The organism is Chrysiogenia bacterium, assembly GCA_020434085.1.
Lineage (GTDB): Bacteria > JAGRBM01 > JAGRBM01 > JAGRBM01 > JAGRBM01 > JAGRBM01.
In genome coordinates this window covers 1-11,063 of the sequence record JAGRBM010000178.1, presented here as the reverse complement: position 1 = coordinate 11,063, position 11,063 = coordinate 1, and the positions used below count along the sequence as shown (strand labels likewise).

Below are 11,063 nucleotides of genomic sequence, written 5' to 3'. Positions count from 1 at the left end.
TGCGCACCATGCAGGACTGGGTGGTGAAGCTCCACCTGCAAACGACCCCCGGCGTGACCGAGGTGCTGGGGATTGGCGGATATGAGAAACAGTTCCAGGTGCGGGTGCGACCAGGCGACCTGCTCCGCTACGACTTGACCGTTGCCGAGGTCGTGGAGAAGATCGAAATGAATTCACTCAACGTCGGCGCGCAGTTCATTGAAAAGAATGCCGAGGAATTCGTCGTCCGTTCGGTGGGGCTGGCAACGGGGATCGCTGATCTGGAGAGCATCGTGCTCAAGACCGTTCACGGGACTCCGGTGTATCTGCGGCAGGTCGCGGACGTAGCGATCGGGGGCGCGGTGCGGCGGGGCGTGCAGACCCGCAACGGAGTCGGGGAAGTGGTGGCCGGGATGGTGGTCAAGCTCATCGGCGCCAATGCCTCGACCGTGATCGGGCGGGTCGAGCACAAGATCGACGAGATCAATGCCGCCCTGCCCGAGGGCATGCGCATCGTTCCCTACTACGAACAAAAAACGCTGGTCGAAGCCTGCGTGACGACGGTGCGCAATGCGCTCGTGCAGGGAGTGTTGCTCGTCATTCTCGTGCTCTCGCTGTTCATGGGCGGAATTCGGCCCAGCCTCGTCGTGGCGCTTTCCATTCCGTTTTCAATTCTCTTTGCCGCGCTCGGGATGCGCTACTTCGGCATTTCGGCGAATCTGATGTCGCTGGGCGGCCTGGCCATCGCCATCGGGATGCTGGTCGATGGCACCATCGTTGTGGTGGAGAACATCGAGGAGCATCTTCGGGGAGCGGAGGGCTCGCTCGCCGACCGCGTGCGCGCAGCCTCCCTCGAAGTGGGACGCCCCATTGCCTTCGCCATTGCCATCATCATCGTGTTGTTCCTGCCGCTCTTCACGCTCGAAGGTGTCGAGGGCAAGACCTTCCAGCCGCTCGCTTTTGCCGTTGCGTTGGCGATGCTCGGTTCGCTCATTTTCGCCGTGGTCCTTGCACCACTTCTTTCATCGCTGCTCTTAAAAGGCGGCCATCCTGGATTCGAGACCGGCAAGGGACTGGGCGAGCGGCTAGTCCATGCTTTGGAGCGGACGTACGCGCCCGTGCTGGAAGGCTTCGTCCGCCGCCCCAAACGGGCGGTAGCCCTTTCTCTGGCCCTGGTTGGAATCGGCGCGGGAGTCTTCCCGCTGCTCGGCTCTGAATTCACGCCCAAGCTGCGGGAGGGAACCATTGTGGTGCGTCTGACGATGGCCCCTTCGATTGCGCTCACCGAGAGCACGCGCCTGACCGGGATCGTCGAGCGACGGCTGATGAAGATTCCCGAGGTAACGGGAGTGACGAGCCGTGTGGGACGCGGTGAAGTGGGCGCCCACGCCGATCCGGTCAACAGCGCCGAGATGTATGTCACGCTCGCACCCAGGGATGAGTGGCGCTCGGCCAGGACACAGGAAGACCTCGAAGCCCTCATCCGCGAAGAACTCGGGCAGCTACCGGGTATTCTGGTCAACCTCACCCAGCCCATCGAGATGAGCGTCGATGAGCTTCTCGAAGGCGTGCGCGGGGAACTGGCGATCAAGCTCTTCGGAGACGACCTGCAAGTGCTCAAGCGCAAGGCCGACGAGATCGCAGCAACGCTCGGTACGGTTCGCGGGGCCAGCGACGTGCAGGCCGATCAGGTCAGCGGCGCGCCGCAACTGCTCCTGAAGGTGAACCGCGAGGCCATCGCCCGCTACGGCGTCAACGTCGCCGACGTGCAGGAAGTGATTCATACGGCTGTCGGCGGGGAAACCGTCGGGCAGATTTTCGAGGGCACGCGCCGCTTCGACATTCTGGTGCGGCTCGAAGAGTCCGCGCGCGAGAGCCGCGAGGCGATTGCGAACATCCTGGCGCCCGGTCCCGGGGGGCTGCGTATCCCGCTGGCAGAACTCACCAGCATCGAGGAGATCGTCGGTCCGCGCCAGATCACGCGGCAGGACGGCCAGCGCTTTATCACCGTGCAGGCCAACGTCACGGCTCGCGACATCGGGAGCTTTGTTGAAGAGGCCAAGCAGGTCATCGCCGACGGTGTCGCGTTGCCGCCGGGCTACCTGCTGACGTGGGGCGGCCAATTCCGCTTGCAACAGGAGGCCAACGCTCGCTTCGCCGTCGTGATCCCGCTGACCCTGCTGCTGCTCTTCCTGTTCCTGTATGCGAACTTCCAGTCGCTGGGGAGCGCGACGCTCATCCTGCTCAACATCCCGCTCGCGCTCGTGGGCGGCGTCGTGGCGCTGGCAGTGAGCGGCGAGAACCTCTCGGTTCCCGCATCGGTCGGCTTCATCGCCCTCTTCGGCATTGCTCTTGAAAACGGCATGGTGCTGGTGAGTTACCTCAACCAACTCGTGGAAGAGGGAGTCAGCATCGAAGATGCCAGCAAGCAGGCCGCCGTGCGCCGCCTGCGCCCCGTGCTGATGACCGCGCTCACCACCGCGCTGGGGCTTTTCCCGCTGCTCTTCTCCACCGGGACCGGCAGTGAAGTGCAGCGCCCGCTGGCAACCGTCGTAGTCGGAGGCCTGGTGACGAGCACCGTGCTCACGCTGCTGGTGATCCCGGCGGTGTATCGGTGGTTTGGGCACAGTTTGGGCACAGTCGAAGAAGCCCGCGCAGATTGAATCGAAGATGCCAACGCTGCAAGGGACTGAAACGACAAAGCAATCTGGTGCCCGGGGCGGGACTTGAACCCGCACGGAACTTGCGTTCCTCGAGATTTTAAGTTCCAGCGGGGAGGGGAGTCTATTGACTGCTATCGGACACTATCGGCGTGATTCCTGTCGCTTATGGTGCTTCGTTATGGACCCGATGATGGCCGGTGGTGCCGGTTGAAGCCGATGGCTCGGGCACAGTTCGGGCACAGGGTGCGGGAGTCCGCATGAGTTTCGGCACTCTCGGAGATTTACCTCGGTAGCAGAGCGCCTTTCCGAATCTAATGCTTGCTGTATTTGTCCGTACTTCTTTTGAATACAATCAAAATAGATTGATCTGTCAAAGCGTACTGTAATCGGACGCTGGCAGATTCTCTTAGTGTTTTCCATGTCTTGACCTCTAAAGTATGCCGGCAAATCGAGCGTTTTAAAAAAGTCGTATTGACACAGTCATGGAACTTCTGAGAGCTTTCGCTAGGTGCAAGGCGTAGAAGTGGAACTCGGCAAGGGGATAATGCCGCCGCTTCGAGACGATCGGGCTGCGCGCTTGGGGAATGGCGGGCATGGGACACGTTCGGGTAGATCGGGCGGATTCTTGGCTCTGCTGATTGTTTGGAAATCAGCGCTCACTCATCGGGACACAACAGGAAATCTCAGTTGCGCTACTGCGTGATAGACGGCCTTGTGCCGCGCGCTGTCGTAGTGGCGTGATTGGATGTGGTGCGCAGAGCACCGGAATACGAGCGAGGCAAGCGCCGTGGGCAAGCAGCAGAACCTTCGAATCAAGTTGATCGGCACAATCCTGGCCGCGGTTGCGGGCATGGGCTTGGTATTCTCTTGCGCGCCGGCGTGGGCACAGGGGGCTCCTTCCCAGAGCAATCTCTGGGTCGGCCAGTTCGAGGGTCTGTTGCAGGTGGATGGGGATGACGCCTCCATTCTGCTCTCTGTCAGCGATCCCGGGAACGTGCTGGCGGTCGTTGTCGATTCAGTGCGGGGAATTGTGTGGGCGGCGGGCCGCGACCGGCTACGCGGCTATGACGTTGCGGGAACGCTCCTCTATGACGCCGAGGTTCCGGGCCATGGTGGTTCTCCTCATCGCACTTCAGGCAAGACGTTGGGGCGCAATGATCGGCGTGACGACGGCCGCAACGATGGACGCGACGGTGATCGTCGACGGGACAACAACGGCGACGACGTGCAGAATCTCGATCTGGATGTGAACCCCGGCAATGGCTCGGTCTGGCTCGCCGAATCGAGGAACCTGCATCACTTCAACGAGTATGGGGAGCTGCTCGAGACCATCGCTTTACCGCGCAACGCCAAAGCCGTGAGCTTTGACGAGTTCACCGAATATCTTTGGGCGGCGACGGACAAGAGTATTACCGCCTACCGCGACAACGGATCGGTTGCGCGGACGTTGCCGGTGTTTTTCTTTGAGAAAGTCCAGGATATCGAGTCCGACGATTCGACGGGGGATCTGTGGGTCGCGATCAGAGGCGTGATCAAACGCTTCTCGGCAACGGGATCGTTGCTGCTCGTGCGATTTGTTGCTGACCCCGATCATCTCTCGAGCGATGGGGCGGGCAATGTTTGGTTCTCGAGCGGCAAGGAAATTCTCTATTGGGATGCCGGCGGACAGGAACTCGCCTCCGCGCAGCCGTTCGCCGTGCCGGGCGGAAAATCTGGCAAGACATATATCTTTGGCGACGGGTACGACCACCACGATGGTCACGACGGCCACGTCGAGGGAGGTTGCGAGAGCGGCTCCAATGACGGACCTCACAGGAGCAAATCCCCAGCGCGTGGCGGCGGTTCAGGCAAAGGCGGTCTGCTCTTTGGCTTTCCCGGCGGGAACTCTGGAGGTGATTCTGGTTCCCGGCAGGTGCTTGCACTGGTGACAAATCGCGGGGACGGCTCGGTGTGGGTTGCAAGCAAGTTCGAGATCGCCCACGTGAGCGCGGCCGGGGAGACTCTGGACGAGTTGGGCAAGGACGGACTGGGCTGCGTGAAGATTCACGATCTCGACCTGGGAGGGGGCGTCAGCGCACCCGAAATTGCATTTGTCTTGCCTGATGACCGTGCTTTCATTGGTGAAGCATCTCCGCAAATCGAGGTCTCCTACAGCTCCGAGGGAGCAGCAATCGACCCCGACTCACTCGTTTTTGAGCTCGATGGGACATTTCTTCCGGTGAGCTGCGCAGTGCTCACGCAAGATGAGGCGCAGTGCACGCCGCAGGCTCCGCTTTCGTCAGGCCCGGCTTCTTTGACGGCGACGATCGCCGATGTGGTGGGCAACGTATCGGAGCCCGCAAGTATTTCCTTCCGCGTGAACGGCGCGCCGAGCATCCTGGGTGCGCCCGCAGGCAACGCCGAAGAGGACATGGTGTATTCCTTTGTCCCGGCCGCCTCGGACCCCGATCTGGCTTTCGGAGATCTTCTCACCTTCGAAATTGAAAACCAGCCGCTGTGGACGAGTTTCGACCCAGCGACGGGCGGGCTCTCAGGCACACCGGGAAACAACGATGTGGGCGTCTACGAGGGCATTGTCATCCGCGTGGCCGATAGCTTTGGCACGGAGGCATCTCTGCCCGCGTTCAGCATCGAGGTAGCAAATTTGAACGGCGCGCCGACGATTGGGGGAGAGCCGCTGACGGTGCTGGATGAGGACACGACCTACCTTTTCGCCCCGAGCGCTGAAGACGAAGATCTCATGCATGGGGATGTGTTGAGCTTCGAGATCGAGAACCAGCCTTCTTGGTCGAATTTTGATGCGGTAACCGGGGCGTTGTCTGGCACCCCCACCAACTCCGACGTGGGCGTCTATGCCGGCATCATCATCCGGGTCCGGGACCTGATGGGCGAAGCGGCAGAGCTTCCCGCCTTCACCATTAAAGTGCAGAACGTGAACGATGTACCGACCATCGCCGGTGCGCCGCTTACAGTGACCGGTGAGGACACACCCTATCTGTTCACTCCAAGTGCGACTGATGAGGACTCAATCCACGGCGATACGTTGCGATTCGAGGCGATCGGGCTGCCCGGCTGGCTTGCGCTCGACTCGGTGACGGGAGCGCTCTCGGGAACACCAGAACAGGTGGACGTGGGTGTGCACGGGCCCATCTTGCTTTCGGTGTTTGATAGTCAGAACGCTTCGGCGTCGCTCCCGCAATTTACGATTGAGGTTCTCAACGTCAACGATGCTCCGGTGATCCTTGCCGCGAGTTTCACCACGAACGAGGACACGCCGCTCGAGGCGTCACTGACGGCATTTGACCAGGACAGTGATCCGCTCACTTTCGAGATCGTTGCAAACGGCAACATCGGCAGTGTCACGCTGCTCGACGCAAACGCCGGAACGCTGCGCTATGAGCCCCTTGCCAATGAATTCGGCAGCGATTTTCTGCAGGTGCGCGCGTTCGACGGCGCTGTCTATTCGGAGACGGTCACGGTCGCGATCGAAGTCATTGCAGTGAACGATCCGCCTACCGCCGCCGCGCTTCCGCCTATCGTGCTTGACGAAGACACCGTGTCGGCGGTTCAGATACTCACCGGCACAGATATCGAGTCGGACGAGCCAGACCTGAAAGCCGCCGTCGTGCGGGCGCCGTCAAACGGGCGCCTGAGTGCGAGCCGGGGGGCGGCGCCGCTCTCGATCACCTATACCCCGGACACCGAGTTCAGCGGAGAGGACTTCTTCAAGTTTGTGATTCGGGACCCCGACGGCGCAAGCTCCCCTGTGGTCACGGCAACCATCACAGTCAACCCGGTCAATGATCCGCCGGTTGCAGCGCCTGCGACAATTATCGTGGAAGAAGACGCCGCGCCGCTTCTCGGTCAGTTCTCCTCAAGCGATCCGGATGGACCCGCGCGGCGCTATGAGATCGTTACGTATCCGATCCTTGGCACGCTGGCACTCCTGAACTCCTTTGAAGGGGTTTTTGAGTTCACGCCTGCACCTGACGCTTCGGGCACGGACACGTTTGTCTTCCGGATCTACGATGAGGCCGGTGGGATCGGAGAGGGCGCAGGTGTCATCTTCGTCCGGCCAGTCAATGACGCGCCGGTCGTGGCCGGCGCGCCGCCGCCAAGTGTTGTCCAAGGCGGGACGTATTCCCTCACGCCGACCCTTTTAGACGACGCGGTCGAGGGCGACTCGCCGCTGACGCTCACCATCGAAAATCTCCCGCCCTGGGCGAGTTTCGATGAGGTGACTGGCGCGCTAGATGGTTCGCCCGGGAACGCAGACGTTGGCTTCTATGAGGACATCACCATCACGGCGACAGACGACCTGGGCGCCAGCGGGGTGCTCGGACCGTTCACCATCGAGGTCATCAACCTCAACGACCCGCCGGTGATCTCCGGAGAACCGGCCGACATGGTGGAGGTTGGTGCGACGTATGCCTTTGTCCCGGAGGCGGACGATCCAGACCTCACCCACGGCGATGTGCTGAGCTTTGAAATCGCTGGCCTTCCAGAGTGGGCGATTTTTGACGCGTCGAACGGTGCCATGACCGGAATCCCTGCGCAGAGTGATCTGGGGCTCTACGAGAATATCCAGCTCACGGTGGTCGATGTGGCAGGCGCCCGCGCGAGCCTGCCGGCCTTCAGTATTTCGGTGACCGGCGAGAACGCAGCGCCGGAAATCTATGGAATTCCCGCAACCACGCTCGAAGCGGGGAGCGAATACACCTTCACGCCGATCGCCTTCGATGAGAACTTGGCGAGCGGTGACTACCTCATCTTCACGGCGGAGAACATCCCCTCCTGGGCAAGTCTGGATGCGGACACGGGCACGCTCACCGGCACGCCGCAGAACGCCGACATCGGGCTGTATCAAGGCATCGTGCTTACGGTGACGGACTCCCAGGGGGAGGCGGCTTCGCTCGCGGCCTTCAATATCGAGGTGCTAGAGGTCGGAGCCGGTGGGGGAGGGGAGTGCTCTCCCGTAGCGAACCTGACTTATCCCACGCGCGAGTCTCTCTCGCTCGAGCTCACTCCCAACGAGAGCATCCGCGATCTCATCGTAGAGGACATCAACCTTGACGGCGCTCCCGACATTATCGTGATCGGTGAGACATTCGATGAGGGGGCCGGTGAGTGCAATCCTGAAGTTGAAGAATGCTGCCTGCCGGGGGATGAGTTCTGCCAGGGCCCTGTGGCGAGTAGCCCACTCTCATTCGTGAGCGTGTTTACGGGAAACCTTTTTGACGGCGTACCCGACGGCACCTTCGCGTCGCCGGTTACGACGATTCACAGCGGGTATTTCCTGACCGGAGAGATCGGCGATGTCACTGACGATGGCGTGCTGGATTTGGTAGCAGCCGATCCGGACGTAGGCCTCTACGTGCTCGCGGGCAACGGTTCTGCGGCGTCGGGATATTTCGATACCGGCGTTACGATCTACAGCGACCGCAATCCTATCGATGTGAGGCTTCTCGATGTAGACGGTGACGGCCTGCGCGACATCGTCGCCCTGGGAGCGGGATATTACTACCCCTACGGCGCCGTCGAAGTGTTCCTCAACTTCGGAGGCCTCGATCTTCCGCTCTGGAATGTGGAGAATCTGATCGGGTATCCCACTGCGTTTGTCGAGGGTGATTTCAACGGCGATCCCTTCCTCGACCTCGCGGTGATTCACGATGGCAACTACGGCGCCGTCCCTCCAGGGCTTCAGGTTCTTGGCGGTCAGGATCCGCTCGAATACTTTGCGGGTGACTTCTTCTCGGCCTCTACGCTTTCAATCGGAGACTATTCGTATGGTCCTGGCGTCACGGCCGGGGACTTTACGGGAGACGGCATTCAGGATGTCGTCTATGCCGATGTCGGCTTCGACGGAACGGGCTTTGCCCGCGTGCTCGTCGGCGCAGGCGACGGGAGTTTCACTCTCGGCAACGTTTTCGATCTGGGAGCGGAACCTGCGAAGATTCAGAGCGCAGATCTGAACGGCGACGGCGTCCTCGACCTCGTTGCCGTGAACTATTTCGGGGGGACGGGCTCTGATGGGACGGGAACCATTCTGATCGGCGAGTCCATGGGCGGGGTCGCCTCCGGCACTTTTGCGCTCCTCGAAGCGCCCAGCGTGGGCGTCTATCCCGGCGCGATGGGGCTGGACGATTTTAATGCCGATAGCCTTACGGACCTCGTCTTTGCCGACAATGATTTCAACCTTGGGCCCCAGGTTTCATTGCTGACCGCGCAGGCTTGCAGCGACGGACCTGCGAATACGCCGCCGGGCATCTATGGCCGCCCGGCCATGACAGCAATCGCGGAGTCACCTTATCTCTTCCGCCCTTCGGTGTCCGATCCCGATACGGGCGATACGCTGGAATTTTCGGCCATCGGCGTTCCTTCCTGGGCAAGCTTTGACACGTTCACGGGCGAACTCTCCGGGACCCCAGGCCTCACTGAGGTGGGGGATTACGGCCCAGTCACGATCTCCGTCAGCGATGGCAACTCCGAGCCCGTTTCGCTGGCGCCATTCTCGATCTCAGTGATCAATGTCCTGAGTTTGAGTCTTTCAGGCCCCACCGTGATCGAGCAGGGCACTTCAGTGATCATCACTCCGGTGCTTTCGGGCGTGGTGCCGGGACGTACCCTCACATTTTCCGCCGAGAAACTGCTCTCCTGGATGAACCTGAACACTGCAACCGGCGAGATTACCGGCACGCCTGCGAACGAAGACGTCGATATATTCTTCAGAGACTTCGACACCTTGACCCTTGCCGACCCGGCAAGCCGAACAATTTCGATCAATGTGAGCGATGGCGTGACAGGTGCCACCTCGCCCGGCCTCACTATCGTGGTCACCAATAGCAATGATGCCCCTGTGCTCTCCGGAACGGCTCTGACATCAGTCACCGAGGGCCCATATGAATTTGTGCCGGCGCTCAGCGATCCTGACGATGAACTGGGTTTCCCGCCCTATGCCGACAGCCATGTTTTCTCTGTGACAAACTTGCCGTCGTGGGCGACGTTCGATGTTCAGACCGGGCGCATCTTTGGGATTCTCGATGACGCAGAGGTAGGTGTCTATTCAGACATATTGGTGAGTGTGGTTGACCAGGCCGGGGCTGCCTCCGACTTGGGACCATTCACGATAGAAGTCGCAAACTTGAATGAAGCCCCGGTGCTGGAATTCCCAGAAGGAACATTTTGCAGATATCGAGATGCCAATGGCTGCACGCAATTTGCAGTAACGGCCGAGCCGGGGATGGCATTTGAGTTGCAACAGGCGGTTACTGACGAAGATCTCGTACACGGAACGGAGACTCTGACCTTTAGCGCAATGAATCTGCCGTCCTGGGCAGAGTTTTCGTCGATTACGGGTGCCATTTCTGGTTTTCCATTGCCAGACGACCTGGGGACGTACGACAACCTGGAATTTATCGTTACGGACGCCGCTGGCCTGTCCGACCGCATCCCCGCAACGGGAGCGCTAGCCAGTTTTGCGATCATTGTGAGTGCTGTGCCGGTAATCAGTGGTGCGGCGTCGCCCGAGGCATTCGAAGGAATGCCTTACTCGTTTAAACCTCTTGTCATTGACGATGATGGCTTTCTGGACTTCGAAGTGGACAACCTCCCCGGTTGGGCCAGCTTCGACCCGCAGACCGGTGAGGTTTTCGGAATACCTGGTATTTTCGACCTTGGAATTTATGACGGGATCGTGATCTCCGTACACGACGGCAATTCGCCGATTCAATCACTCGATCCCTTTTCAATACAAGTTCTTAATCGCGAGGATCCACCGACCCTGGAGTTCGATCCCGGGGAGGGTATCGCGGCGCGCGAAGATCATCCGTTGCTGTTTGTGGTGCCTGCCAGCGATCCAGATTCGTTCTTTGGCGATGTTCTTACGTACTCACTTGAAAATGCACCTGCTTGGTTGGCGATCGACGAGCATGGCGTGGTGCGTGGAAGACCGGGAGCCTCAGATGTGGGAGAGCATCAGGGTATTCGCGTGCTGGTGCAGGATCTCGTGGGGCTGAGCGCAGCGACCGAACCATTTACTATTACGGTGTACAACGCGAATGATGCTCCGGTCCTGAGTGGAACGCCGGCGAGCCAGATTTCCGTTGGTGAGACATATTCTTTCCAGCCTACTTCCGACGATAGCGATCTTTTGCAGGCTGACGTGCTCGAATTTCAGGCGATGAACCTTCCCCATTGGCTTGAGTTGGACGCTGAAATGGGTGCCATCACAGGATCGCCGGGTCCGGAGGACGTTGGGGTTTATTCCGATATTCTCCTGGTTGTGCATGATTTAGCTGGTGAAGTTGCCAAACTTCCCGAATTCGACATCGTTGTGAGCGATCCTGGAAACCTTCCCCGAGTTCCAGTCGGGCCACCGCTTCTGCCAGGGCAGAAGCATACCCTATTTGCATCGACTCAGTT

2 protein-coding genes are annotated in these 11,063 nt (G+C 60.1%); both read left to right on the top strand.

What is annotated here, in order from left to right; all coding sequences use genetic code 11:
* The coding region (locus tag KDH09_06040; protein MCB0219238.1) for an efflux RND transporter permease subunit at nucleotides 1-2,642 on the top strand (2,642 nt) is incomplete at its 5' end.
* A gap of 787 nt (nucleotides 2,643-3,429) precedes the next feature.
* A partial coding sequence (locus KDH09_06035) for a tandem-95 repeat protein (GenBank protein ID MCB0219237.1) occupies nucleotides 3,430-11,063 on the top strand: 7,634 nt, incomplete at its 3' end.